Source organism: Moraxella lacunata, assembly GCF_002027545.1.
Lineage (GTDB): Bacteria > Pseudomonadota > Gammaproteobacteria > Pseudomonadales > Moraxellaceae > Moraxella > Moraxella lacunata.
On record NZ_MXAN01000055.1, the window covers coordinates 14336 to 36954 of the forward strand.

Genomic DNA, 22619 nt, shown 5'->3' on the forward strand with positions numbered 1-22619 from the left:
CTTACGTTTATCTTAATTTTTGGTAAAATTTAGTAACTTTAGTTAAAAATCGGCAAATTTAACCCATTTTGCAAAAATTTCTTGCAAATTAGGCAAAATTTTTCATAAATCATCATGATTTTTTTGTCGTAAATCGGTATAATTTACCACAATTTTTAACTATTTGGCATTTGGCTAATTTTTAATCATATTTTTGCTCATGAATTAAGATGAGTAATGCCTTGCCACTTTCATATTTTTGGAATCATGCGTTATGAACCTGCTGGGATTTTTATCGACCAACATTGCCATTGACTTGGGTACTGCCAACACCTTGATTTATGCCCCTGGTAAGGGCATTGTGCTTGATGAGCCAACGGTGGTGGCACTGCGTTCTAACCGCACCCAAAACCCAACGGTGGCGGCGGTAGGTATCGATGCCAAGCAGATGCTTGGGCGTACCCCTGATAACATCACCGCCATTCGCCCCCTAAAAGATGGCGTGATTGCTGACTTTGAAGTCACCCAGCAGATGTTAAAGCATTTTATCAAAAAGGTTAAGGTCAAACGCTTTTTGGCAGACCCGAATGTGGTCGTGTGTGTGCCCTGCAAATCCACACTGGTGGAGCGACGTGCCATTGAAGAAGCGGTGCGTTCGGCAGGGGCGAACAGCGTGCATATCCTAGAAGAGCCGATGGCGGCAGCGATTGGGGCGGGTTTGCCTGTGCATGAAGCCAGTGGTTCGATGGTGGTGGACATCGGTGGTGGTACGACCGAGATTGCCGTGATTTCGCTGTCGGGCTGTGTGTACTCAGATTCTATTACCATTGGCGGTGATAAATTTGATGATGCCATCATCAATCACGTCAAAAAGACCCATGGCTGTTTTATCGGTGAGACGACTGCCGAGCGTATCAAAAAAGAAGTGGGTACAGCGATTTTTGATGATAAAGAAAACCTAGAAGTTGAAGTGCGTGGACGTTCGATGGCAGAAGGCGTGCCAAAGACCTTTACCGTCAATTCCAAAGAAATCCAAGAAGCACTTGCCGAGCCTGTCTCGGGTATTGTCGATGCGGTCAAACTTGCCTTGGAACAAACCCCGCCAGAGCTGTCATCAGACATCGCCGAGCATGGCGTGGTGCTGACAGGGGGTGGGGCGTTACTGCGTAACCTAGATAAGCTCATCTCCAAAGAGACAGGACTGCCTGTGTTTGTCGCCGAAGACCCATTGACCTGCGTGTCTCGTGGCGGTGGTAAGGCACTTGACTTTATTCATGATAAGTCACTTTCGATGATTTTTGTCTAAATCTACGAAATCATGAGCGGTGTTTACGCACCGCTTTTTGTGTTTTGGGCTTGTGAATTTATTTGTTCATAAGTACATAAAAAAGGTCTGGCAATGCTCCCAAGTATATTTTCACAAAAACCTGTATTTGCACGCATGACGGTTGCGTTTTTGGTGCTTGCCTTGATTTTTATGTTGCTTGACAGCAAAAACCCCCAGTGGTTTGATGGCATTCGTCGCCTAAGCCATGCATCCATGCAACCCATTTATCAAGCGTCTCTAGGGCCGTCTTATGCCATGGAATATGCCAGTCATGCGGTCCATACCAAAGAAGCCTTGCGTCGTGAGAATATCCGTTTGCAAACCGAGCTACTCCAAGCCCGTGCCAAACTCCAAACCCAAGATTATCTACTTGCCCAAAACGCCCGCCTAAAAGGCGTACTCAGCACCACGCAGTCCAGCGAACATCATCTACTGCTGGCACGCATTATCGGCACGGATTCCAACCCCTTAAAGCAAGTGGTGGTGCTTAACAAAGGCACCAATGATGGCGTGCAAATCGGGCAGACGGTCATCGATGAGCATGGCATCATCGGGCAGGTGCTAAATGCCTACCCAAATACATCTCGCCTGCTACTCATTACCGATGAACAGCAGTCGGTGGCGGTCGTGGTGGCACGCACAGGACAGCGTGCGATGGTCTCGGGTGGGGGCAAGCCTGACAGTCTGAGCCTAGATTATATCTTTAAGACTGCCGATGTCAAAGTGGGCGATGAGCTTATTTCATCAGGGCTTGGTGAGCGTTTTCCTGCGGGTTATAAAGTGGGGGAAGTCTCGGACATTGACACCACTCGCACCGATAATTTTGCCGACATTCGTGTCAATCCTGCCGCTGATTTTCTAAACAGCAGTTATGTGCTGATTTTACAGCCCAAAGATAATCCCGCCCCAAAAAAGAACAGCTAATCACGCCATATAGGACTCATAAAGCCCACTTATGAACTCAAAACCCTTTTTAATCATCGGTATCATCATCAGTTTCGTGGTGGCATCCATGCTCAATGTCTACCCTTTGGGGTATGACATGGCAAGCGTTCGCCCCATGTTTTTGGCGATGGTGCTTGCCTTTTGGGTGATGTATCGCTCGCCCATGATGGGGGTGTGGGTGGTGTTTTTGGTGGGACTGGTCTCGGATTTGTTGTTGGGTACGCATTTGGGGCATCAGGCATTTAGTGCGGTGCTTATGGCGTTTGTCATACGGGCACTACTGCTGTATGCCAAAGAGCTTGCCTTATCGCAGGCGTGGGTATTGGGGGTGATTGCCCTGAGTGTCTATCAAGTGTCGCTGTGGATATTACAGGCATTTTCTCATGCTCAGTTTGTGTGGACAGGCATGGGGTCGCTCATGAGTAGTATTGTGCTGTTTCCTGTGATGTGGTATCCGCTGTACTGGATAAACCGCCAACTAAAAGAGCGAGCCTACTGATGAACACGCCCCTTATCCTAGCATCCACATCGCCCAGACGGCATGAGTTATTGACACAGTTGTACATCCCCTTTACGGTCAAGTCAGTCCAGATTGACGAGCGTATTGATACTGGCGAAAACCCACACGACTATATCATGCGTATGGTGAAGACCAAAGCGGACAAAGCGTGTGCGGACGTGTCATCAGCCATCATCATCACGGCAGATACCATTGGTGTGGCAGATGATGGGATTTTAACCAAACCTGCCGATAAGGCTCATGCTTTTGCCATGTGGGATAAATTATCAGGTAATACGCACGAGATTTGGACGGCGGTGTGTGCCAGCACTGTCAAAGATGGGCAAATCATTTTTCAAAAAATGATTAAAGTTGCCACCCAAGTCACCTTCATCAAACTCACCGACTACCAAAAAGAGCAATATTGGACAACAGGCGAACCTACCGACAAGGCAGGAGCGTATGCCATTCAAGGCGGAGCCATGGCATGGGTGTGGTCTATCCATGGCAGTTATACCAACGTGGTGGGCTTACCCCTTGCCGAGACGGCAGAGCTGATTGATGACTGTATGCAGAGATTGACTGATTGATGATTTAAATGATGACAAAATCAGCCCATTATAACAGCCAAGTGATTTACTGCTAATTTGCCCAATCAGCTTTCAATTAGTCTACCAAACCAACCATCTTAAACAACTTACCCTAACTTAATTCAAACCCCACACCATCTTTATGTCAAAACACGCCCTAATCAACGCCACGCCCTTTGAGACACGCCTTGTTATCATTGATGATGGCAGGCTTGATGAAGTGTTTATCGAGCGGGTACAGGCACGCAGTTTGGTGGGGGATGTCTATTTGGGGACGGTGGTGCGGGTACTGCCTGCCATGGGGTCGGTGTTTATTGACGTCGGGCGTGAGCGTTCGGCATTTTTACACCAAAGCGACATCATGCTACCGACTCGCCTGTCATCCCAAGATGATGTTGTCACGCCCACGCCCATCACGACATTGCCCATGGCTCATCAGACAGGAAATGAAAGCTCTGCACAGTCTCAGCCTAAATCCAAATCCCAATCCAAGCCCAAACCTACCAAGCCCAAACTTGATCCCCGACTTCTGCCCAAACTCCTACCCAAGGTTGGCGAGCGAGTCGTCGTCCAAGTCACCAAAGATGAGTTTGGCAACAAAGGGGTGCGTGTGACCATGCACATCGCATTGGTGGGTCGGTATTTGGTCTATCTGCCCACGTCGCCACAGTCGGTCGGTGTCTCCACTCGCATTGGCACCAAGGCTTATCGCACCAAGCTAAAAGCCCATTTGACGAGCTTGCTTAGCCAATCATCGCATACATGTGGACTCATCGCCCGTAGTGCGTGTGAGCAGGCACTTGGCGATGATGGGGTATTGGCAGACATGGGCGAGCGTATGCAGGCAGAGCTTAACCATTTAGGTGTGTTGTGGGCGGATATTAGCCAAGCACGCACACAGGCGAGCCTACATAAAGCCAGGTACGCCTTACTCTACCAAGAGCTGCCCTTGGCTGAGCGTGCCTTGCGTGACATCATTACTGATGACATCCAAAGCGTGTGGATTGACGATAGGGCGGCTTATGAGCGAGTACGGCATGCCGGTCACACACTCATGCCGTCCATTACATCTGTCATTTATCATCATGATAAACCGACCCCACTGTTTGCCCAGTCTGTGCCTGATGAGCATCGCTCGTCCACGCCTGACATTGAGACTCAGCTGACACACGCCTTGTCACGGCATTGCCCGTTGCCATCGGGCGGTTATCTCATCATTGAGCATACCGAAGCGATGACGACCATTGATGTCAATACAGGCTCGTATGTGGGGCAGAGCAGGGCAGGCTCACAGTCCAGAGCAGGCGTGGACGTGGCGTATGAGACCAACAAAGAAGCGGTCACTGCCATCGCTCGTGAGTTAAAGGTGCGTAACATTGGCGGTATTATCATTCTAGATTTTATCGACATGGATAAATCCGCCCATCAGCAAACGGTGCTAGACATGCTTGCCCATGCATTAAAAGCCGACCCTGCCACGACCAACATCACCCAAATCAGCGAGTTGGGCTTGGTTGAGATGACTCGTAAACGCACCCGTCCCAGTCTGTCTGATGAGCTGTGTGTACCCTGTCCCACCTGTCATGGCACGGGCAAAATCAAAAGCGTGCAGACAGTGGCATTTGAAATTCTAAGGTCACTCATGAGTCGGCTAGCAAACAGCACTTCTTTTAAAAAGTCTAACGTAACGATAAAGGTCAGTCAGTCGGTGGCCGACTATTTGTCATCACATCAGGATTTATCAAATTTACAAAAATTAACAAATACATCCATTCATCTATCCATAAACACATCTTATCATCAAGAACAATATGCGATTTTGGTGGAGTGAAAATGACTTTTCACCAGTAGAGCTGTCTAAAAATCAATCAATTTATTAAAATTGTAACATTTTGTAAATTTGATGAATTTTAAGGCAAAGACAAGCGAATTTAGCCACTTTTTTATCCAAAAATAAAGCATGGCTCTTGCTTTATCCGATTTTTCGTGTATAATACGCACACTTTTCTTGTTTAGCGTTGCATTTAAGCAAAAGTCTATTTTTGACTGTATTTGGCTTAGATGAGTGATTATCTTCGGATATATTGCAAGTAGTGAGTAGGGCTTGCCCCAAAGCGAATCAACGCCACAGCCGAAGCATCGATTTTGGCACTATAAACAACAGCTCTGTTGCCAACTTCATGTCTGGCGGACAGGGATTGTATTATTTTGTCCAAAGCGGTTATAGGGCAAAATTTAATCAAAATAACATGACTGAAATCCAAGCGATGGAAGTTTTATAAAGCACTTAATTTAGGAGCTTGTTGGCATGGCTAACCAGAGAATCCGTATCCGACTAAAATCTTTCGACCATCGTCTGATTGACCAGTCGGCACAAGAGATTGTCGATACCGCAAAGCGTACAGGTGCACAAGTTTGTGGTCCTGTTCCCTTGCCGACTCGTATTGAGCGGTTCAACGTATTGACATCACCACACGTCAACAAAGACGCTCGTGACCAGTATGAAATTCGCACCCACAAACGCATGATTGACATCGTTCAACCTACTGACAAAACAGTAGACGCATTGATGAAGTTAGATTTGGCGGCCGGTGTTGATGTTCAAATCGCCCTAGGCTAAGAACAACTGGTTTAATATAAACGATTATAAGTAAGAGGTCTAAAATGGCGATTGGTTTAGTCGGTATTAAGCGTGGTATGACCCGAATCTTCACTGAGGCAGGTGCATCTATTCCTGTAACAGTGGTTGAGGTTAACGCAAACCGTATCTCACAAATCAAGACAGTAGACACTGACGGTTATGACGCAATTCAGATCACCACAGGTGAGCGTCGTGAAAGCCGTGTAACTGCTGCACAAAAAGGACACTTCGCAAAAGCTGGCGTTGTCGCTGGTCGTGGTGTTTGGGAATTTAGAGCTGACGCAAGCGAACTTGAAGGTCGTGAAGTTGGCGGCGACATTTTGGTGGATTTATTTGAAGTTGGTCAGTTGGTTGATGTCACTGGTCAGTCTAAGGGTAAAGGCTTCCAAGGTGGCGTAAAACGTCATAATTTCCGCACTCAGGACGCCACACACGGTAACTCTGTGTCGCATCGTGTACTTGGTTCTACCGGTCAGAACCAAACACCAGGTAAAGTATTCAAAGGCAAAAAAATGCCAGGTCAAATGGGTAACAAACGTGTTACTGTTCAAGGCCTTGAAATTGTGTCTATTGATACCGAAAAAGGTGTACTGGTCATCAAAGGTGCCTTGCCTGGTGCTAATGGTGGCGATGTTATCGTACGTCCGTCAGTCAAAGCCTAGTTGAGGGGATTAACGTGAATTTAAAAACTGTTACAGGTGCGGCGGTTGAACTATCAGAGACGACATTTGGTCGTGAGTTCAATGAAGCCCTAGTACACCAAGTCGTAACTGCTTACCTAGCTGGTGCTCGTCAAGGTACTCGTGCACAAAAAACTCGTGGCGAAGTATCTGGTGGCGGTAAAAAACCATGGCGTCAAAAAGGTACTGGTCGTGCCCGTGCGGGTTCTATCCGTGGACCAATTTGGGTAGGTGGTGGTCGTGCGTTTGCCGCCAAACCACAAGACTGGTCTCAAAAAGTAAACCGCAAAATGTATCGTGGTGCCATGCAATGTATCCTAGCGGAACTTGTACGCCAAGAGCGTTTGGTTTTGGTGGACTCTATCGGTGTTGATAGTCCAAAAACCAAAGGTTTGGTTGCTAAACTTGCCGAGCTAAATGCCCCACGTGCATTGATTGTTACTCACGAAGTTGATGAGAATCTATACTTGGCAGCTCGCAACATTCCACACGTGAATGTACTAGGTACTCGTGAAGTTGACCCAGTTAGCTTGGTTTCTTTCGACAAAGTTATCATGACGGTTGAAGCCGCCAAGCAATTTGAGGAGACACTAGCATGAGTAACGCAAGACTATATCAAGTACTAAAAGCCCCTGTTTTTTCTGAAAAATCTCAACGTTTGGGTGATAGCCTAGGTGTTCAAGTTTTCAAAGTGGACAGCAGTGCAACCAAGCGTGAAATCAAACAAGCCGTTGAGCTTATGTTTGAAGGCGTTGAAGTTGTCAAAGTAAACACGCTAAATACCAAAGGTAAAACCAAGCGTTTTGGTCGTGTTGTTGGCAAGCGTTCTGACGTTAAAAAAGCGTATGTAACACTAAAAGCAGGTTCAGACGTACAAATCGGTGCTGGTGAAGAAGCCACTGGCGAAACAGCGACTAACGAATAAGGATTATAACCATGCCTATCGTAAAAGCAAAACCAACCTCACCAGGTCGCCGCTTTGTTGAAAAAGTTGTGCATCCACACCTTTATAAAGGTCGTCCTTATGCACCGCTTGTTGAATCAAAAGCAAAAACTGGTGGTCGTAATAACAACGGTCGTATCACTACCCGTCATATCGGTGGTGGTCACAAGCAACATTATCGTCTAATTGACTTCAAGCGCAATAAAGACGGCATCATTGCAACTGTTGAGCGTATTGAATATGACCCTAACCGTACTGCACACATTGCTCTACTAAAATATGCAGACGGTGAGCGTCGTTATATCATCGCACCTAAAAAATTGGCAGTAGGCGATCAGGTTCAATCTGGCGAAGGTTCTCCTATCCGTCCAGGTAACTGCTTGCCACTTAAAAATATCCCAGTGGGTACCGTCATTCACAACATCGAACTAAAAATCGGCAAAGGTGCACAACTTGCACGTTCTGCTGGTGCAGCGGTTCAACTGCTTGGTCGTGATGGTGCTTATGTGATTGTTCGTTTACGTTCGGGTGAGACCCGTCGTATTCACGCAAATTGCCGTGCGGTTATTGGTGAAGTGTCTAACACTGAAAATAACCTGAAATCACTTGGTAAAGCAGGTGCAGCACGCTGGCGTGGCGTTCGTCCTACCGTTCGTGGTACGGCAATGAACCCGGTTGATCACCCACACGGTGGTGGTGAAGGACGTAACTTTGGTAAACATCCAACCAGTCCTTGGGGTCAGAAAGCTAAGGGTCTTAAAACCCGTTCTAATAAGCGTACTGACAGTATGATTATCCGTCGCCGTCGTGCCAAGAAATAAAGGAAGAGTTTTATGCCTCGTTCGTTAAAAAAAGGCCCGTTTATTGACGCACATCTGTTTGCTAAGGTAGAAAACGCCCTAGAAACAAACAGCCGTAAGCCAATCAAAACTTGGTCTCGTCGTTCCATGATTTTACCACAAATGGTCGGTTTGACCATTTCTGTTCACAACGGTCGTACCCATGTACCTGTTATCGTGAGTGAGCAAATGGTTGGTCATAAACTTGGTGAATTCGCCCCAACCCGTTCATATCGTGGTCATGGCGTTGACAAGAAATCTAAGAGATAAGGTGTACCATGGAAGTAACTGCAAAATTACGTGGTGCCGCTATTTCGGCACAAAAAGTAAGATTGGTTGCGGACGAAGTTCGTGGTAAATCAATCGAGCGTGCTTTAGACATTTTGACATTTAGCAACAAAAAAGGTGCTAAACTTGTTAAAAAATGCTTACAATCAGCGATTGCAAATGCTGAACACAACAATGGTCTAGATATTGACACACTACGTGTTTCTACCATTTATGTGGATGAAGGTATTACTTTGAAGCGTATTATGCCCCGTGCCAAAGGTCGTGCTGACCGTATCAGCAAACGCACTTGCCACATCACTGTTAAAGTAGGAGCATAATCATGGGTCAAAAAGTACATCCAATTGGTATTCGTTTGGGCGTTATCAAAAAGCACAACGCTAACTGGTACGCAAACCCAAAGCAATACTCAGAATACTTGCTAAATGACTTCAAAGTGCGTGATTTTCTACGCAACAAACTAAAAGAAGCCATGGTAAGCAACATCAGCATCGAGCGTCCTACGGGTGCCGCTAAGATTACCATTCATTCAGCACGTCCTGGTGTGATTATTGGTAAACAAGGTGCTGACATTGAAGCACTTCAAAAAGACCTAACCAAACTTATGGGCGTTCCTGCTCAGGTAAATATCCAAGAGATTACTCAGCCTGACCTAGACGCACGTTTGGTTGCTGTTGGTATTGCCAGACAGCTTGAAGGTCGTGTGATGTTCCGCCGTGCAATGAAACGTGCCGTGCAAAACAGCATGCGTGCTGGTGCTGGCGGTATCAAAGTTGAACTGTCAGGTCGTCTAGGCGGTGCTGAGATTGCTCGTACTGAGTGGTATCGTGAAGGTCGTGTACCGCTACACACATTGCGTGCTGACATTGATTATGCAGAAGTTCGTGCAGAGACCACTTACGGTACTATCGGTGTGAAAGTTTGGATTTTCCGTGGTGAAATTCTAGACGGCATGAACAGCGTTTACAATCCAGTTGCAGAAGAGAAGACTCGTGCACCAAAACGCCGTGGTCGTACCAGCAACCGTCGTAATTCAGACAAGGGGTAAGCCATGTTACAACCAAAACGTACCAAGTTCCGCAAAATGCACAAAGGTCGTAACACAGGCCTTGCCCAACGTGGCAATACCGTTGCATTTGGTGAGATTGGTCTAAAATCTATCGGTCGTGGTCGCATGACTGCTCGTCAAATTGAAGCAGCTCGTCGTACCATTACTCGTCGCATCAAGCGTGGCGGTAAAATTTGGATTCGTGTGTTCCCAGACAAACCGATTACCGAAAAACCATTGGAAGTTCGTATGGGTAAAGGTAAAGGTCCAGTCGAGTACTGGGTGGCTGAAATCAAGCCAGGTAAAATGCTATACGAAATCCAAGGTGTGAGCGAAGAGCTTGCGCGTGAAGCCCTAACATTGGCTTCTGCTAAGCTGCCTTTCAAAACCACCATTGTTAAACGGACGGTAATGTAATGAAAATAAGCGAATTACGTGAAAAATCAGTAGAAGAGCTGGCTACATTGCTTGACGAAAAGCAACTTGATGCATTTCGCCTACGTATGGCAAAAGCAACGGGTCAGCTAGGTAACACTCACGAAGTTAAAGCAAATCGTCGCACGATTGCAAAAATCTTGACTTTGCTTAACGAAAAACAAAGAGGCGATGCATGAGCGAGAATAACCAAACTCAAGAAGTCGGTGTTGTGACTGGCAAAGTTATCAGCAACAAAATGGACAAGTCTATCACTGTCCTTGTTGAACGCCAAATTCGTCACCCAATGTATGGCAAGCAAGTTCGTCGTTCTACCAAGCTAAAAGCTCATGATGAGAACAACGTTTGTCAAGAAGGTGATATCGTTCGTATCAAAGAAACACGTCCTATCTCAAAGACCAAAACTTGGACTTTGGTAGACGTGGTTGAAACTGCGGTAAAAATTTAAAGTTATTTGCATTAAAAGTCATTTGCTAGTATAATGAACGTCTTTATTGGCGTTCATCTACCAAATTTGTGCAAAATAGCATAAATTGGAGCGAATGGCTTTTATTGTATTATTATTTATGGAGTAATGCGATGATTCAGACTGAAACAATGCTGGAAGTTGCAGATAACAGTGGTGCAAGACGTGTACAGTGCATTAAAGTGCTGGGTGGCTCGCATCGTCGTTATGCATCAGTTGGCGATATTATTAAGGTAACAGTAAAAGAAGCCATTCCTCGTGGTCGTGTTAAAAAAGGCGACGTGATGAATGCGGTTGTTGTACGTACCAAAAAAGGCGTACGTCGTCCAGATGGTTCTGTACTACGTTTTGATGATAATGCGGCAGTTATTCTAAACAATAACAAAGCCCCTATCGCAACTCGTATTTTTGGACCTGTTACCCGTGAACTACGTGGTGAACAATTCATGAAAATTGTTTCACTAGCACCAGAAGTACTGTAAACTTTTAGAGGCTATCCTATGGCAAAGTTACGCAAAGGCGATACCGTGGTTGTGATTGCTGGCAAAGATAAAGGCAAGCAAGGCACAATTTTGGCGGTTAAAGCAGACCGTGTAAAAGTTGAAGGCATTAACATTGTAACCAAACATCAAAAACCTAACCAAATGCTAGGTAAAGAAGGTGGCATCGTTAAGCAAGAAGCATTTCTACACATTTCAAACGTTGCAATTTATAACGCAGCAACCCAAAAAGCAGATCGTGTTGCTTACCAAGTAAACGAAGAGGGCAAAAAAGTCCGTATCTATCGTTCTACTGGTGAAGTAGTGGCGACTGCATAAGATACTAAGGGTATATAGTAATGGCAAGATTAAAATCTTTATACAATGATAAGCTAAAGCAACAAATCAAAGATGAGCTTGGCTTAGAAAATGTCATGCAAGTGCCAAAAATCACCAAAATCACTCTGAACATGGGTGTTGGTGGTGCAGCACAAGATAAAAAACTACTTGAAGGTGCCTTGGCAGACATGACTGTCATCGCTGGTCAAAAGCCAGTTGTTACCAAAGCACGCAAATCAGTGGCAGGCTTTAAAATTCGTGAAGAGTGGCCAATTGGCTGTAAAGTAACCCTTCGTGGCGACCAAATGTACGAATTCTTAGACCGCTTAATTGCCATTGCGATTCCTCGTATTCGTGACTTCCGTGGTTTTTCTGCAAAAGCATTCGATGGTCGTGGTAACTACTCGCTAGGTATCAAAGAACAAATCGTTTTCCCTGAAGTTGATTTTGATAAAATTGACCGTATTCGTGGTCTTGACATCACCATCACAACGACTGCTGCTAATGACGACCAAGGTCGTGCATTGCTAAAAGCATTCGGCTTCCCATTTAGATAAGGTAAACGTTATGGCTAAGAAAAGCATGATTAATCGCGAATTAAAACGCGAAAAAACAGTTGCTAAGTACGCCGAGAAGCGTGCAAAGCTAAAAGCAGTTATCAGTGATGTAAATGCCAGTGACGAAGAGCGTCTAGACGCAATGCTTGCTCTACAAGCACTGCCACGCAACTCATCACCAGTTCGTTTGCGTAATCGCTGTGGCTTGACTGGTCGTCCACACGGCTATTTCCGTAAATTTGGTCTATCACGCAACAAGTTGCGTGAGCGTGTAATGCAAGGTGATGTACCTGGCGTTCGTAAAGCTAGCTGGTAAGGAGTATCGCAATGAGTATGCAAGATCCAGTTGCTGATATGCTAACCCGCATTCGCAACGCACAATCAAGAAACAAGCCAAGTGTAGAAATGCCTGCTTCTAAGCTACGTAAATCAATTGCTGATTTATTGGTTGCTGAAGGCTATCTAACTTCTGCTGAAGTTGTTGACGGCGAAAACAACAAAAAAGTTCTAAATATTGAACTAAAATACTACCAAGGCAAAGGTGTTATCGCTGAGCTTAAGCGTTATAGCCGTCCTGGTCTACGCCAATATCGTGGTAAAGATGAACTACCAAGCGTTCAAAAAGGCTTGGGCGTTGCCATCATCTCTACCAGCAAAGGCATCATGAGCGACCGTGCAGCACGTGCAGCTGGCATTGGTGGTGAAGTTATCGCTTTGGTTGCCTAATCACTTTATTTATTATTTTTATTTAAAGTGACAAAAATAAAAATCCTTAGTTTACTCTAAGGATTTTTTGTGTTATAATACCCTGCTTTTTTAACCAATTTAAATTATCTTGGATAATAAGAGTTGGTTATTATTCATTGCCATCAATTATCGATGGTTGTTTTTATCATTAAAGGAAATTCCTATGTCTCGTGTGGCTAAAGCCCCAGTAACGCTACCTGCAGGTACCAGCGTTACTTTGAACGGTCAGCAGGTTGAAGTTAAAGGCAAGAACGGTTCTTTGCCTTTACGCCTGCATGATTTGGTCGAGCTAAAGCAAGAAGATAACGTGGTTACTCTTGCTCCTGTCAAAGACACCAAAGAAGCGTGGATGCACACAGGTACTGTGCGTGCATTGTTGAACAACATGGTTCAAGGTGTGAGTGAAGGTTTTGAGCGTCGTTTGCAACTTATCGGTGTTGGTTACCGTGCCCAAGTTGCTGGCAACGTGGTAAACCTTAACCTAGGTTTCTCTCACCCGATTGCTTATAATCTTCCCGAAGGTGTGACTGCCGAAAGCCCAAGCCAAACTGAAATCGTTCTAAAATCAAACGATAAGCAAAAATTGGGTCAAGCAGCAGCTAAGATTCGTAGCTTCCGTCCGCCAGAGCCTTATAAAGGTAAAGGTGTTCGTTATAGCGATGAAGTGGTTCTTCGTAAAGAAGCTAAGAAAAAATAAGTAAGGTGAGCAAACATGTTGGATAAAAAATCAGCTCGTCTTCGCCGAGCAAAAAAAACCCGTGCCCATATCCGTCAATTAGGCGCTAACCGTTTGACCGTTACTCGCACGCCACGTCACATCTATGCCCAAATCATCGCCCCAACAGGTGGTGTGGTTTTGGCTCAGGCATCAACCCTTGACTCAACCCTTCGCTCAGGTGCGACTGGTAATGTTGAAGCAGCAAAAGCTGTGGGTGCACTGATTGCAGAGCGTGCAAAAGTTGCGGGCATCACTAAGGTTGCATTTGATCGTAGTGGTTTTAAATATCATGGCCGTGTTAAAGCATTAGCTGACGCTGCTCGTGAAAACGGATTGGAGTTCTAATCATGGCAAAAGTTGAACAAACTGACGGTTTGGTAGAAAAATTGGTTGCCGTTGACCGTGTGGCAAAAGTTGTAAAAGGTGGTCGTATCTTCTCTTTCACCGCCTTGACAGTGGTTGGTGATGGTAATGGTCGTGTTGGTTTTGGTCGTGGTAAGGCTCGTGAAGTGCCTGCTGCCATCCAAAAAGCACTAGAAGCTGCTAAGCGTAACATGATTACTGTTGAGCTTGCTGGCACAACACTACAACACCCTATTAATGCTCGTCATGGTGCATCAAAAGTATACATGCAACCTGCATCAGAAGGTACTGGTGTTATTGCTGGTGGTGCAATGCGTGCTGTGCTAGAAGTTGCTGGCGTTCAAGACGTATTGGCAAAATGCTATGGTTCTACCAATGCTGCCAACGTGGTCTATGCAACTTTTAAAGGTCTGCGTGACATGGTTTCACCAGAGCAAGTTGCTGCTAAACGTGGCAAATCTGTTGAAGAAATTTTGGGCTAAGAGTAGGTGAGTGTTATGAAAACAATGAAAATTACTCAAACTAAGTCTAGCTCACACCGTTTGGCAAGCCATAAAGCCTGCCTAAAAGGTTTGGGACTACGTCGCATCGGTCATACCGTAGAAGTAGAAGATACACCATCTACTCGTGGTATGGTAAATCGTGTACATTACATGGTTAAAGTGGAGGAAGCGTAATGGGTCTTCGTTTAAATGAACTTGCGCCAGCAGTGGGTGCAAAAAAGACTGCCCAACGTCGTGGTCGTGGTATTGGCTCAGGTCTAGGTAAGACTGGTGGTCGTGGTATCAAGGGTCAAACTTCACGTTCAGGCTCAAGCATTCCAGCAGGCTTTGAAGGTGGTCAAATGCCTATCTATCGCCGTTTGCCAAAATTTGGTTTTACCAGTCAATTAGCCTTGACAACAGCCGAAGTGCGTTTATCAGAGCTTAACAAAATTGAAGGCAATGAGGTAACACTTGAAACGCTAAAAGCTGCCAACATCATCCGTGATGACATGAAGCGTGCTCGTATTATCCTATCAGGCGAGATTAGCCGTGCTTTAACCTTTAAAGGCGTAAAAGTTACTAAAGGTGCAAAAGAAGCCATCGTTGCCGCTGGCGGTAGCGTCGAGGAGTAATCCATGTCTAAATCAACGCCTAAATCAGGCATTCCATTAAATCCATTAGCTTTTATTCGTAAATACGATGAGCTATGGCATCGCATGTTATTTTTGCTTGGGGCGTTGGTTGTCTATCGTTTGGGTTCGCATATTCCTGTGCCAGGCATGAATCCCATTCGTCTCGCTCAATTTTTTGATGGCAGTCAAAACACCTTTTTGGGTATGTTTAACATGTTCTCTGGAGGTGCTTTGGAGCGTATGTCCATCATGGCACTGGGTATCATGCCTTATATCTCAGCATCTATTGTGGTGCAGATGATGTCGGCGGTGATACCTTCGCTTGATGCCCTAAAAAAAGAAGGCGAGTCAGGTCGGCGTATTTTGAATAAATACACCAGACAGGGTACACTTGCTTTGGCATTTGTGCAAGCGGTCGGTATGTCGGCAGGTCTTGTTGCTGGTGGTTTGACATTAAGCTCTGGTTTGACTTTTATGATTCCTGCGGTGACTTCATTGGTTGCAGGAGCGATGTTCTTGATGTGGCTTGGTGAGCAGATTACTGAGCGTGGCATTGGCAACGGCATATCCATGCTTATTTTTGCCAGTATCATATCAAGTGCCCCTGGCATGATTGCAGGTGCATTTAGTCAAGACATGAACTTAATGGTTGTCCTTATCTTTGCCTTGTTGGGCTTGGCTGTGACAGCTGGCATTGTTTATATTGAACGTGCGCAACGTCGTGTGCCTGTTAATTATGCCCAAAAACAGCAAGAAGGACGCAAAGTCTATGCTCAGCAACAATCACATTTGCCATTAAAACTCAATATGGCAGGGGTGATTCCAGCGATTTTTGCCAGCTCATTGCTGATGTTGCCTGCAAGTTTAGGGCAATGGTCAGGTTCTTCGGCGAATCCAACCACACTGCAAAATATCATGCAGAATATCTCACTCATCTTGCAGCCAGGCAGTCCTTTGTATCTATTACTGTTTGGTGTGCTAATCATCTTTTTCTGTTATTTTTATACAGCATTGATGTTTAACCCAGGTGAGGTGGCAGAGAATTTAAAACGTAGTGGTGCTTATATTCCTGGCATACGCCCAGGACAGCAAACGAAACGATATTTGGATTTTGTCCTAAATCGCCTAACGTTTATTGGTGCGATGTATATGGCAATCATTTGCCTAATGCCAATGGTGATTCAAACGTCATTTGGCGTGCCTTTTCAGTTGGGTGGTGCATCTTTATTGATTATGGTGGTTGTGCTCATGGACTTCATCGCACAGGTGCAAGCACATCTGATGACCCATCAATACCATGATCAAACTTTAATCCAGTCTAAATGACATTAGGAGTAGACATGAAAGTTCAAGCGTCTGTAAAAAAAATCTGTGGCAGTTGCAAAATCGTACGCCGTAAAGGTAAAGTATTGGTTATTTGCAGTTCAGAGCCGCGTCATAAGCAACGTCAAGGTTAATTTTACAAATTAATACTTGCAATTTTGTAGCGGATATTGTATTATCCGCTACTTGCCATGCTGTTATCTAGGATAGCAGTAGAGTAAAACAGCAAATGCCTAGCATTTGTGCTAACGGAGAGAAATCAATGGCTCGTATTGCCGGTGTAAACATTCCGGACAACAAACACGCTGTGATTTCGCTAACTTACATTTTTGGTATTGGTCGCACTACTGCTAAGAAAATCTTGGCAACCGTAGGTATCAGCGAGACCACCAAAATTGGTCAGTTAGATGATTCACAACTGGATGCTGTTCGTGCAGAAGTTGCAAATTACGCTACCGAAGGTGACCTTCGTCGCGAAATTTCAATGAACATCAAGCGTTTGGTCGATTTGGGTTGCTACCGTGGTCTTCGTCACCGCCGTGGTCTTCCAGTTCGTGGTCAACGCACTAAAACCAACGCGCGTACCCGTAAAGGTCCTCGCAAAGCAATTAAAAAGTAACTAATTTAGGAAGCTAAAAGATGGCAAAAGACACTCGTAGCCGCAAAAAAGTGGCACGTCGTTCGGTATCTGAAGGTATCGCCCATATTCATGCGTCTTTTAATAACACCATTGTAACCATTACCGATCGTCAGGGTAATGCATTGGCTTGGGCCACCTCAGGTGGACAAGGCTTCCGTGGTTCACGTAAATCAACGCCTTTTGCTGCACAGGTTGCTGCTGAAGTTGCTGGTAAAACAGCACAAGAAACCTATGGTGTTAAAAACGTTGATGTCTTGGTTAAAGGTCCAGGACCAGGTCGTGAGTCTGCGGTTCGTGCATTAGGTGCATTGGGTTATAAAATTAACAGCATTAGCGATGTAACCCCAATTCCACACAACGGCTGCCGCCCGCCTAAGAAACGCCGCGTTTAAGGAGATAACTCATGGCCCGTTATATTGGTCCAAAATTAAAATTGTCTCGCCGTGAAGGTACTGACCTGCAACTAAAATCAGGTGTAAAAGCTTACGACGTTAAGACAAAAAAATCAGGTCGCGTACCTGGTCAGCATGGCAATAGCCAAAATAAAGCCTCTGAATACGCCCTACAACTTCGCGAGAAGCAAAAAGTAAAACGTATGTATGGTGTGCTTGAGCGTCAATTCTCAAACTACTATAAAGAAGCTGCTCGTATGCGTGGTGCTACTGGTGAAAACCTACTTGGCATGCTAGAACGCCGTTTGGATAACGTTGTTTATCGTATGGGCTTTGGTGCTACTCGTGCAGAAGCACGTCAGTTAGTGAGCCACCGTGCAATCCTGCTAAAAAAAGCAGGTCGTGATGAGTTTGTTCGTGTGAACATTCCTTCAATCCAAGTTCAAGACGGTGATGTGATTGCTGTGCATGAGAAGTCAAAAGAACAACTTCGTATTAAAAACGCAGTAGAGCTTGCGACTCAACGTGGCATTCCAGAATGGCTAGAAGTTGACCACAGCAAACTACAAGGTACGTTCAAAACTGCACCAGATCGCAGTGACCTACCTGCTGAAATTAACGAAAGCTTGATTGTAGAACTATATTCTAAATAATCCGAACTAATCGAGGTGACTTATGACAAATGTAACTGAGTTTCTAACACCGTCTGCAATTAATGTAGATACGGTTAATGAAACGACTGCTAAGGTCACGCTCGAGCCGTTAGAACGTGGCTTTGGGCATACATTAGGTAATGCTCTTCGTCGCATTCTTTTATCTTCGTTGTCTGGTGCTGCCGTGATTGAAGCTGAAATTGAAGGCGTCGATCATGAATATTCAACACTAGAAGGTTTGCAAGAAGATGTATTGGATTTGCTTTTGAACCTAAAAGGTTTGGCAATCATTTTACATGACCAAAACGAAGCTTATTTAACATTGGACAAAAAGGGTGTAGGTGTCGTAACTGCTGCTGACCTTGAGCTGCCACATAATGTTGAGATTGCCAATCCTGAGTTGGTACTTGGTACATTAAGTGAACGTGGACATTTAAAAATGCGTTTGCGTGTGGTAACGGGTCGTGGCTATGAGCCTGCCAATCAACGTCGTGAAGATGCCAATTCTAAAGCGATTGGACGTTTGAAGCTTGATGCAAGTTTTAGCCCTATTTTGCGTGTGGCTTATGACGTTGAAAATGCTCGTGTTGAGCAACGTACTGATCTTGACAAGCTTATCATTGAGCTTGAAACTAATGGTACGATTGACCCTGAAGAGGCGATTCGTAAGGCTGCTACGATTTTGCAACAACAAATTGCAATCTTCGTTGATTTAGAAGCTGAAGAAGCCCCTGAACCAGTTAAAGAAAAAGAAGAGATTGACCCTGTGCTATTACGCCCAGTGGACGACCTTGAACTAACGGTTCGTTCAGCAAACTGCTTGAAAGCTGAAAACATTTACTACATCGGTGATTTGGTGCAACGTTCTGAGACTGAACTTCTAAAAACACCAAATTTAGGTAAGAAATCATTAACTGAAATCAAAGACGTACTTGCGTCAAAAGGTTTGGAGTTGGGCATGCGTTTAGAGACCTGGCCACCAAGCGATTTGCGAGTTGATGACCGTTTCTCTTACCGTAGCCGTTAATTTTAAAGGATACTGACCATGCGACATCGTAATAGCGGAGTCAAGCTGGGTCGCACCAGCAGCCATCGTAAGGCTATGTTCCAAAACATGACCAATTCATTGATTGAACATGAGCTAATCAAAACCACGTTGGTAAAAGCAAAAGAGCTACGTCGTGTAGCAGAGCCACTCATCACTTTGGCAAAAGAAGACAGCGTTGCTAATCGCCGTCTTGCTTTTAACCGTACTCGTAACAAGGCAACCGTTGGTAAGCTTTTCAATGAGCTAGGACCACGTTACAAGACTCGCCCAGGTGGTTATTTGCGTATCATCAAATGCGGTTATCGTGATGGCGATAATGCACCAATGGCTTATGTGGAATTGGTTGACCGTCCATAATAGTCACTATTTCTACGAAAACCAAACCTTTTTAAGGTTTGGTTTTTTTATTGCATGGATTTTGGTTTGTTGGTGTTTTTGACAAATAAAAAGACGATTGATGTCAAATTATAGTTGAAAACTTTAAAACTAGGACGAGTCTGACTTTGCTATTTTCCATGCAAAAATTGATTGAATCATCAAATTTTTATCATGTCTATAAAAATATTACCAATAGTGAGTGCGTCTTGTTAATTTGTGCTGTATTAAATTTAATTTTAGTAAGTGGTCATGTCAAACTTTCTATTAAATATAGAATGAGAACTTTGTAAAATGGGTCTTATCTTGAACAGTTGTTGTTTGGTGGGGTGTGGTATGATTGCTCTGTGCGCTAATTGGGAAAAACATTTTAAAGCAGTGATAATCTATGCTACAATAACACCGCTTTTTAGCAAAATCTAGCCAGCTTTTTAGCCAGCCAAAAGGAAGATTACCATGACTGTCATCAAAAAAGACGACTTTATCCAGTCCATTGCAGATGCATTTCAATACATCAGCTACTATCACCCCACCGACTATATCCAAGCCCTAGCCGAAGCCTTAGAGCGTGAAGAAAACCCTGCCGCCAAAGATGCCATGACCCAAATTTTGGTAAACAGCCGTATGTGTGCCGAAGGCAAACGCCCGATTTGCCAAGATACAGGGATTGCGACCGTGTTCCTAAAAGTTGGCATGAACGTAACTTGGGAGTCTGACATGAGCGTGGCGGACATGGTAAACGAAGGTGTTCGCCGTGCCTACAATCACCCTGATAATACCCTGCGAGCGTCTGTACTCGCCGACCCTGCGGGTAAACGAGTGAACACCAAAGATAACACCCCTGCCGTCATTCACATGGAAATCGTGGCAGGCGACAAGGTGGAAGTTACCTGTGCTGCCAAAGGGGGTGGTAGTGAGAACAAATCCAAACTTGCCATGCTAAACCCGTCTGACAGCATTGTGGACTGGGTGTTAAAGAGCATTCCTGAAATGGGTGCAGGCTGGTGTCCGCCGGGTATTTTGGGCATTGGTATCGGTGGCACGCCCGAAAAAGCAACCCTTTTGGCAAAAGAAAGTCTTATGAGTCACATTGACATTCATGAGCTAAAAGCCAAAGCCGAAAGCGGAGCAGAGCTATCTACCACAGAGAGCCTACGTCTTGAACTGTTTGAAAAGGTAAACGCACTTGGCATTGGGGCTCAGGGCTTGGGTGGTCTTACCACCGTGCTTGATGTCAAAATCCTAGATTATCCAACGCACGCCGCATCTAAGCCTGTGGCGATGATTCCTAACTGTGCCGCCACTCGCCATGTGGAGTTTGAGCTTGACGGCACAGGGGCGGTAAACCTAGAACCGCCAAGCATGGACGTGTATCCTGACATTACTTACAGCCCCGATAGCGGTAAGCGTGTCAATGTAGACACCCTAACCAAAGAAGAAGTGACGACATGGCAAACAGGCGATGTGCTACTACTTAACGGCAAAATCTACACAGGGCGAGACGCCGCTCACAAACGCATGACTGACATGCTAAATAATGGCGAAACCTTGCCTGTGGACTTCACTAACAAGCTCATCTACTACGTTGGGCCTGTTGACCCTGTGCGTGATGAAGTGGTGGGGCCGGCAGGACCGACAACCGCCACTCGTATGGATAAATTTACCCGTCAAATGCTAGAACAAACTGGTCTTTTGGGTATGATTGGTAAATCCGAACGTGGTAAAATCGCCTGTGAAGCCATTGCCGACAACAAAGCAGTCTATCTCATGGCGGTGGGCGGTTCGGCATATTTGGTCTCAAAAGCCATTAAAAATGCCAAAGTGGTTGCTTTCCCCGAGCTTGGCATGGAAGCGATTTATGAATTTGAAGTTAAAGATATGCCCGTAACGGTGGCGGTAGATAGTAATGGCGTATCGGTACACGCCACCGCCCCAAAAATCTGGCAAGCCAAAATCGGTAAAATCCCTGTGGTGGCAGGCTAAACGCTTGATAAATGTCTGATAAATAAACCGCAGCACACCCCAAGGCAAGGTCTTTGGGGTGTGTTTTTTAGGTCATAAAAGAAAGGCAACCAAATCGCCAAAATTATCAAATACCCCATCAGGGCGACTGTCCGCAATCGGCTCGCCATAGTTATAACCATAGGTTAGGGCGAGCGTGGTTATCCCTGCATTTTGCCCTGCTGTGATGTCATTTTTGGAGTCGCCCACCATGACCGCTTGCGATTTGTCTATGCCAAGCGTGGTGCAAATATGCAAAAGCGGAGCAGGGTCAGGCTTTTTAGTAGGCAAATTGTCGCCCCCGATGATGCAGGCGAATTTGTCCGTCCAGCCCATGTTTGCCAAAATGTCGGGCAAAAATTGAGCAGGCTTATTGGTACACAGGGCAAGCGTCAAGCCTTGTTTGATAAGGCGATTTAGCCCGTCTGTTACCCCGTCATACTCTACTGTCTTATCTTGACAAGTGGCATATTCTGTCAAAAACAGCTCATGGGCGTGGTGCAAATTATCAAGTGATAAACCCGCCCATACCAACGCCCGTTCTACGAGTTTGGTGGAGCCGTTGCCCACCCATGTTCGCACGTTGTCGGTGCCAGCAGGGGGCTTGTCAAAATGAGCAAGCATTTTATCCACGCCGTCCGCCAGATCAGGCACACTGTCGATGAGCGTGCCATCCAAATCAAAAATGATGAGTGATTTTGTCATAAATTTGCCTATTTTTTAAAATTTACCAAAAAATTTACCCTAAATTTTATCAAAAAATTAGGGCGTGCCTACCGTTGATAGCATTCTCATAAGATATGGTAAAAATTTGATGATTTCAATCCATTTTTGCAGGAAAAATGGCTATCTGACCACTTAAATCGTGTAAATTTTTAAGGTTTTTACTTAATTTTTTAAATTTAAGTGGTCGGATTGTGGCTCGAAGTCAAAATCCTTGTTGATATTTCAATATCAACTGCGGACTTTTCCTTGAAAAACGTGCGATTTTTCCTATTTTTCATGGCAAATACCAAAGGCAGGCACGCCCTGTAACATTGACCAAAAAATCATGAAAACTTGGCGTAAATTGTAACAATTTATGTAAAATTTGCCGATTTTGCCCAAATTTGACTGTTTTGATGGTGTGCTTTACCAAAAGGTTGAATGTATTTTTTAAAAATTTATCAAAAAAATTTTAAAAATGG

The 22619-nt window shown here is 45.0% G+C and carries 35 protein-coding genes; 34 read left to right on the forward strand and 1 reads right to left on the reverse strand.

The features are described 5' to 3' along the window. Positions 1 to 253: 253 nt before the first annotated feature. The 34 genes from B5J94_RS08170 to B5J94_RS08335 all read left to right on the forward strand — a co-directional run bounded on the left by B5J94_RS08170 (position 254) and on the right by B5J94_RS08335 (position 21414). Positions 254 to 1285, forward strand: coding sequence for a rod shape-determining protein (locus B5J94_RS08170; protein ID WP_062498716.1), 1032 nt, complete (start codon positions 254 to 256; stop codon positions 1283 to 1285). A 93-nt stretch (positions 1286 to 1378) separates the two neighbouring features. Then, entirely contained in the window at positions 1379 to 2230 is an 852-nt protein-coding gene (gene mreC, locus B5J94_RS08175; RefSeq protein ID WP_062498715.1) for a rod shape-determining protein MreC, read from the forward strand. A gap of 31 nt (positions 2231 to 2261) precedes the next feature. Beyond that, a complete protein-coding gene (gene mreD / locus B5J94_RS08180) occupies positions 2262 to 2750 on the forward strand; it encodes a rod shape-determining protein MreD (protein ID WP_062498714.1) in 489 nt (162 codons plus the stop codon). Continuing rightward, positions 2750 to 3340, forward strand: a complete 591-nt coding sequence (locus B5J94_RS08185) for a Maf family protein (protein WP_062498713.1) — start codon at positions 2750 to 2752, stop codon at positions 3338 to 3340. The genes mreD and B5J94_RS08185 overlap by 1 nt, the downstream gene beginning before the upstream one ends. Positions 3341 to 3482: 142 nt before the next feature. After that, a complete protein-coding gene (locus B5J94_RS08190; protein ID WP_062498712.1) occupies positions 3483 to 5171 on the forward strand; it encodes an Rne/Rng family ribonuclease in 1689 nt (562 codons plus the stop codon). 477 nt (positions 5172 to 5648) lie between these two features. After that, on the forward strand, positions 5649 to 5960 hold the full coding sequence (gene rpsJ, locus B5J94_RS08195) for a 30S ribosomal protein S10 (RefSeq protein ID WP_003656991.1): 312 nt from the start codon (positions 5649 to 5651) through the stop codon (positions 5958 to 5960). Between the two features lie 44 nt (positions 5961 to 6004). Beyond that, positions 6005 to 6643, forward strand: a complete 639-nt coding sequence (gene rplC, locus B5J94_RS08200) for a 50S ribosomal protein L3 (protein ID WP_062498711.1) — start codon at positions 6005 to 6007, stop codon at positions 6641 to 6643. A gap of 14 nt (positions 6644 to 6657) precedes the next feature. Further along, the gene (gene rplD / locus B5J94_RS08205; protein ID WP_062498710.1) at positions 6658 to 7260 is read left to right on the forward strand and encodes a 50S ribosomal protein L4; all 603 of its coding nucleotides are present in this window, start codon (positions 6658 to 6660) and stop codon (positions 7258 to 7260) included. Continuing rightward, entirely contained in the window at positions 7257 to 7586 is a 330-nt protein-coding gene (gene rplW / locus B5J94_RS08210) for a 50S ribosomal protein L23 (protein WP_029102630.1), read from the forward strand. Before rplD ends, rplW begins: the two co-directional genes overlap by 4 nt. An 11-nt stretch (positions 7587 to 7597) precedes the next feature. After that, positions 7598 to 8425, forward strand: a complete 828-nt coding sequence (gene rplB / locus B5J94_RS08215) for a 50S ribosomal protein L2 (protein ID WP_062498709.1) — start codon at positions 7598 to 7600, stop codon at positions 8423 to 8425. Positions 8426 to 8437: 12 nt separating this feature from the next. After that, positions 8438 to 8713: a 30S ribosomal protein S19 gene (gene rpsS / locus B5J94_RS08220; RefSeq protein ID WP_062498708.1), complete on the forward strand. Its 276-nt coding sequence runs from the start codon at positions 8438 to 8440 to the stop codon at positions 8711 to 8713. Between the two features lie 8 nt (positions 8714 to 8721). After that, a complete protein-coding gene (rplV, locus tag B5J94_RS08225) occupies positions 8722 to 9051 on the forward strand; it encodes a 50S ribosomal protein L22 (RefSeq protein ID WP_029102633.1) in 330 nt (109 codons plus the stop codon). Positions 9052 to 9053: 2 nt separating this feature from the next. Further along, the gene (gene rpsC, locus B5J94_RS08230) at positions 9054 to 9779 is read left to right on the forward strand and encodes a 30S ribosomal protein S3 (RefSeq protein ID WP_029102634.1); all 726 of its coding nucleotides are present in this window, start codon (positions 9054 to 9056) and stop codon (positions 9777 to 9779) included. Between the two features lie 3 nt (positions 9780 to 9782). Beyond that, entirely contained in the window at positions 9783 to 10196 is a 414-nt protein-coding gene (gene rplP, locus B5J94_RS08235) for a 50S ribosomal protein L16 (RefSeq protein WP_029102635.1), read from the forward strand. Continuing rightward, positions 10196 to 10393: a 50S ribosomal protein L29 gene (gene rpmC, locus B5J94_RS08240; protein WP_062498707.1), complete on the forward strand. Its 198-nt coding sequence runs from the start codon at positions 10196 to 10198 to the stop codon at positions 10391 to 10393. Before rplP ends, rpmC begins: the two co-directional genes overlap by 1 nt. After that, positions 10390 to 10662 (forward strand): 30S ribosomal protein S17, encoded by a 273-nt coding sequence (gene rpsQ / locus B5J94_RS08245; protein WP_029102637.1) that lies wholly within the window; start codon positions 10390 to 10392, stop codon positions 10660 to 10662. Before rpmC ends, rpsQ begins: the two co-directional genes overlap by 4 nt. A gap of 131 nt (positions 10663 to 10793) precedes the next feature. Next, on the forward strand, positions 10794 to 11162 hold the full coding sequence (rplN, locus tag B5J94_RS08250) for a 50S ribosomal protein L14 (protein WP_029102638.1): 369 nt from the start codon (positions 10794 to 10796) through the stop codon (positions 11160 to 11162). Between the two features lie 18 nt (positions 11163 to 11180). Then, complete coding sequence (rplX, locus tag B5J94_RS08255) at positions 11181 to 11498, forward strand: 50S ribosomal protein L24 (protein WP_029102639.1); 318 nt, start codon at positions 11181 to 11183, stop codon at positions 11496 to 11498. A 20-nt stretch (positions 11499 to 11518) separates the two neighbouring features. Beyond that, a complete protein-coding gene (gene rplE, locus B5J94_RS08260) occupies positions 11519 to 12055 on the forward strand; it encodes a 50S ribosomal protein L5 (RefSeq protein ID WP_029102640.1) in 537 nt (178 codons plus the stop codon). A 10-nt stretch (positions 12056 to 12065) separates the two neighbouring features. Further along, positions 12066 to 12371, forward strand: a complete 306-nt coding sequence (rpsN, locus tag B5J94_RS08265) for a 30S ribosomal protein S14 (protein WP_062498706.1) — start codon at positions 12066 to 12068, stop codon at positions 12369 to 12371. An 11-nt stretch (positions 12372 to 12382) separates the two neighbouring features. Then, a complete protein-coding gene (gene rpsH / locus B5J94_RS08270) occupies positions 12383 to 12781 on the forward strand; it encodes a 30S ribosomal protein S8 (protein WP_029102642.1) in 399 nt (132 codons plus the stop codon). A 184-nt stretch (positions 12782 to 12965) separates the two neighbouring features. Next, positions 12966 to 13499: a 50S ribosomal protein L6 gene (gene rplF, locus B5J94_RS08275; RefSeq protein WP_062498705.1), complete on the forward strand. Its 534-nt coding sequence runs from the start codon at positions 12966 to 12968 to the stop codon at positions 13497 to 13499. Between the two features lie 15 nt (positions 13500 to 13514). Then, on the forward strand, positions 13515 to 13865 hold the full coding sequence (gene rplR / locus B5J94_RS08280) for a 50S ribosomal protein L18 (protein ID WP_062498704.1): 351 nt from the start codon (positions 13515 to 13517) through the stop codon (positions 13863 to 13865). A 2-nt stretch (positions 13866 to 13867) separates the two neighbouring features. Then, positions 13868 to 14365, forward strand: coding sequence for a 30S ribosomal protein S5 (rpsE, locus tag B5J94_RS08285; protein ID WP_029102645.1), 498 nt, complete (start codon positions 13868 to 13870; stop codon positions 14363 to 14365). Positions 14366 to 14380: 15 nt separating this feature from the next. Beyond that, positions 14381 to 14560: a 50S ribosomal protein L30 gene (rpmD, locus tag B5J94_RS08290; RefSeq protein WP_062498703.1), complete on the forward strand. Its 180-nt coding sequence runs from the start codon at positions 14381 to 14383 to the stop codon at positions 14558 to 14560. Beyond that, positions 14560 to 15000, forward strand: a complete 441-nt coding sequence (gene rplO, locus B5J94_RS08295; RefSeq protein ID WP_062498702.1) for a 50S ribosomal protein L15 — start codon at positions 14560 to 14562, stop codon at positions 14998 to 15000. The genes rpmD and rplO overlap by 1 nt, the downstream gene beginning before the upstream one ends. 3 nt (positions 15001 to 15003) lie before the next feature. Continuing rightward, on the forward strand, positions 15004 to 16326 hold the full coding sequence (gene secY / locus B5J94_RS08300; protein WP_062498701.1) for a preprotein translocase subunit SecY: 1323 nt from the start codon (positions 15004 to 15006) through the stop codon (positions 16324 to 16326). A gap of 14 nt (positions 16327 to 16340) precedes the next feature. Further along, positions 16341 to 16457, forward strand: coding sequence for a 50S ribosomal protein L36 (gene rpmJ, locus B5J94_RS08305; protein ID WP_036364264.1), 117 nt, complete (start codon positions 16341 to 16343; stop codon positions 16455 to 16457). 128 nt (positions 16458 to 16585) lie between these two features. Beyond that, a complete protein-coding gene (gene rpsM / locus B5J94_RS08310) occupies positions 16586 to 16942 on the forward strand; it encodes a 30S ribosomal protein S13 (protein ID WP_029102649.1) in 357 nt (118 codons plus the stop codon). 20 nt (positions 16943 to 16962) lie between these two features. Then, positions 16963 to 17355 (forward strand): 30S ribosomal protein S11, encoded by a 393-nt coding sequence (gene rpsK, locus B5J94_RS08315; RefSeq protein WP_003656963.1) that lies wholly within the window; start codon positions 16963 to 16965, stop codon positions 17353 to 17355. Positions 17356 to 17366: 11 nt separating this feature from the next. Continuing rightward, a complete protein-coding gene (gene rpsD / locus B5J94_RS08320) occupies positions 17367 to 18008 on the forward strand; it encodes a 30S ribosomal protein S4 (RefSeq protein ID WP_029102650.1) in 642 nt (213 codons plus the stop codon). Between the two features lie 22 nt (positions 18009 to 18030). Then, positions 18031 to 19035 (forward strand): DNA-directed RNA polymerase subunit alpha, encoded by a 1005-nt coding sequence (locus B5J94_RS08325; RefSeq protein ID WP_062498700.1) that lies wholly within the window; start codon positions 18031 to 18033, stop codon positions 19033 to 19035. Between the two features lie 18 nt (positions 19036 to 19053). After that, positions 19054 to 19413 carry a 50S ribosomal protein L17 gene (rplQ, locus tag B5J94_RS08330; RefSeq protein ID WP_029102652.1) on the forward strand — a complete coding sequence of 120 codons (360 nt, stop codon included), beginning with the start codon at positions 19054 to 19056 and terminating at the stop codon, positions 19411 to 19413. 474 nt (positions 19414 to 19887) lie between these two features. Beyond that, positions 19888 to 21414, forward strand: a complete 1527-nt coding sequence (locus B5J94_RS08335; protein ID WP_062498699.1) for a fumarate hydratase — start codon at positions 19888 to 19890, stop codon at positions 21412 to 21414. Between the two features lie 72 nt (positions 21415 to 21486). Here the strand turns inward: B5J94_RS08335 and B5J94_RS08340 are convergent, their stop codons facing one another. Further along, complete coding sequence (locus B5J94_RS08340; protein ID WP_062498698.1) at positions 21487 to 22137, reverse strand: phosphoglycolate phosphatase; 651 nt, start codon at positions 22135 to 22137, stop codon at positions 21487 to 21489. Between the last annotated feature and the right edge of the window lie 482 nt (positions 22138 to 22619).

Excerpts from the sequence above, each read along its gene's own strand:
- rpsM (WP_029102649.1), top strand. The coding sequence starts at position 16,586 with ATGGCTCGTATTGCCGGTGTAAACATTCCGGACAACAAACACGCTGTG.
- rpmC (WP_062498707.1), top strand. The coding sequence starts at position 10,196 with ATGAAAATAAGCGAATTACGTGAAAAATCAGTAGAAGAGCTGGCTACA.
- rplB (WP_062498709.1), top strand. The coding sequence starts at position 7,598 with ATGCCTATCGTAAAAGCAAAACCAACCTCACCAGGTCGCCGCTTTGTT.
- B5J94_RS08335 (WP_062498699.1), top strand. The coding sequence starts at position 19,888 with ATGACTGTCATCAAAAAAGACGACTTTATCCAGTCCATTGCAGATGCA.
- rplP (WP_029102635.1), top strand. The coding sequence starts at position 9,783 with ATGTTACAACCAAAACGTACCAAGTTCCGCAAAATGCACAAAGGTCGT.
- rpsE (WP_029102645.1), top strand. The coding sequence starts at position 13,868 with ATGGCAAAAGTTGAACAAACTGACGGTTTGGTAGAAAAATTGGTTGCC.
- B5J94_RS08190 (WP_062498712.1), top strand. The coding sequence starts at position 3,483 with ATGTCAAAACACGCCCTAATCAACGCCACGCCCTTTGAGACACGCCTT.
- rplF (WP_062498705.1), top strand. The coding sequence starts at position 12,966 with ATGTCTCGTGTGGCTAAAGCCCCAGTAACGCTACCTGCAGGTACCAGC.
- rpsK (WP_003656963.1), top strand. The coding sequence starts at position 16,963 with ATGGCAAAAGACACTCGTAGCCGCAAAAAAGTGGCACGTCGTTCGGTA.
- rpsN (WP_062498706.1), top strand. The coding sequence starts at position 12,066 with ATGGCTAAGAAAAGCATGATTAATCGCGAATTAAAACGCGAAAAAACA.
- B5J94_RS08185 (WP_062498713.1), top strand. The coding sequence starts at position 2,750 with ATGAACACGCCCCTTATCCTAGCATCCACATCGCCCAGACGGCATGAG.
- rpmD (WP_062498703.1), top strand. The coding sequence starts at position 14,381 with ATGAAAACAATGAAAATTACTCAAACTAAGTCTAGCTCACACCGTTTG.
- mreC (WP_062498715.1), top strand. The coding sequence starts at position 1,379 with ATGCTCCCAAGTATATTTTCACAAAAACCTGTATTTGCACGCATGACG.
- B5J94_RS08170 (WP_062498716.1), top strand. The coding sequence starts at position 254 with ATGAACCTGCTGGGATTTTTATCGACCAACATTGCCATTGACTTGGGT.
- rpsJ (WP_003656991.1), top strand. The coding sequence starts at position 5,649 with ATGGCTAACCAGAGAATCCGTATCCGACTAAAATCTTTCGACCATCGT.
- B5J94_RS08325 (WP_062498700.1), top strand. The coding sequence starts at position 18,031 with ATGACAAATGTAACTGAGTTTCTAACACCGTCTGCAATTAATGTAGAT.
- rplO (WP_062498702.1), top strand. The coding sequence starts at position 14,560 with ATGGGTCTTCGTTTAAATGAACTTGCGCCAGCAGTGGGTGCAAAAAAG.
- rplC (WP_062498711.1), top strand. The coding sequence starts at position 6,005 with ATGGCGATTGGTTTAGTCGGTATTAAGCGTGGTATGACCCGAATCTTC.
- rplR (WP_062498704.1), top strand. The coding sequence starts at position 13,515 with ATGTTGGATAAAAAATCAGCTCGTCTTCGCCGAGCAAAAAAAACCCGT.
- secY (WP_062498701.1), top strand. The coding sequence starts at position 15,004 with ATGTCTAAATCAACGCCTAAATCAGGCATTCCATTAAATCCATTAGCT.
- rpsQ (WP_029102637.1), top strand. The coding sequence starts at position 10,390 with ATGAGCGAGAATAACCAAACTCAAGAAGTCGGTGTTGTGACTGGCAAA.
- rpsS (WP_062498708.1), top strand. The coding sequence starts at position 8,438 with ATGCCTCGTTCGTTAAAAAAAGGCCCGTTTATTGACGCACATCTGTTT.
- rplX (WP_029102639.1), top strand. The coding sequence starts at position 11,181 with ATGGCAAAGTTACGCAAAGGCGATACCGTGGTTGTGATTGCTGGCAAA.
- mreD (WP_062498714.1), top strand. The coding sequence starts at position 2,262 with ATGAACTCAAAACCCTTTTTAATCATCGGTATCATCATCAGTTTCGTG.
- rpsD (WP_029102650.1), top strand. The coding sequence starts at position 17,367 with ATGGCCCGTTATATTGGTCCAAAATTAAAATTGTCTCGCCGTGAAGGT.
- B5J94_RS08340 (WP_062498698.1), bottom strand. The coding sequence starts at position 22,137 with ATGACAAAATCACTCATCATTTTTGATTTGGATGGCACGCTCATCGAC.
- rpsC (WP_029102634.1), top strand. The coding sequence starts at position 9,054 with ATGGGTCAAAAAGTACATCCAATTGGTATTCGTTTGGGCGTTATCAAA.
- rplW (WP_029102630.1), top strand. The coding sequence starts at position 7,257 with ATGAGTAACGCAAGACTATATCAAGTACTAAAAGCCCCTGTTTTTTCT.
- rplV (WP_029102633.1), top strand. The coding sequence starts at position 8,722 with ATGGAAGTAACTGCAAAATTACGTGGTGCCGCTATTTCGGCACAAAAA.
- rpmJ (WP_036364264.1), top strand. The coding sequence starts at position 16,341 with ATGAAAGTTCAAGCGTCTGTAAAAAAAATCTGTGGCAGTTGCAAAATC.
- rplE (WP_029102640.1), top strand. The coding sequence starts at position 11,519 with ATGGCAAGATTAAAATCTTTATACAATGATAAGCTAAAGCAACAAATC.
- rplN (WP_029102638.1), top strand. The coding sequence starts at position 10,794 with ATGATTCAGACTGAAACAATGCTGGAAGTTGCAGATAACAGTGGTGCA.
- rplQ (WP_029102652.1), top strand. The coding sequence starts at position 19,054 with ATGCGACATCGTAATAGCGGAGTCAAGCTGGGTCGCACCAGCAGCCAT.
- rpsH (WP_029102642.1), top strand. The coding sequence starts at position 12,383 with ATGAGTATGCAAGATCCAGTTGCTGATATGCTAACCCGCATTCGCAAC.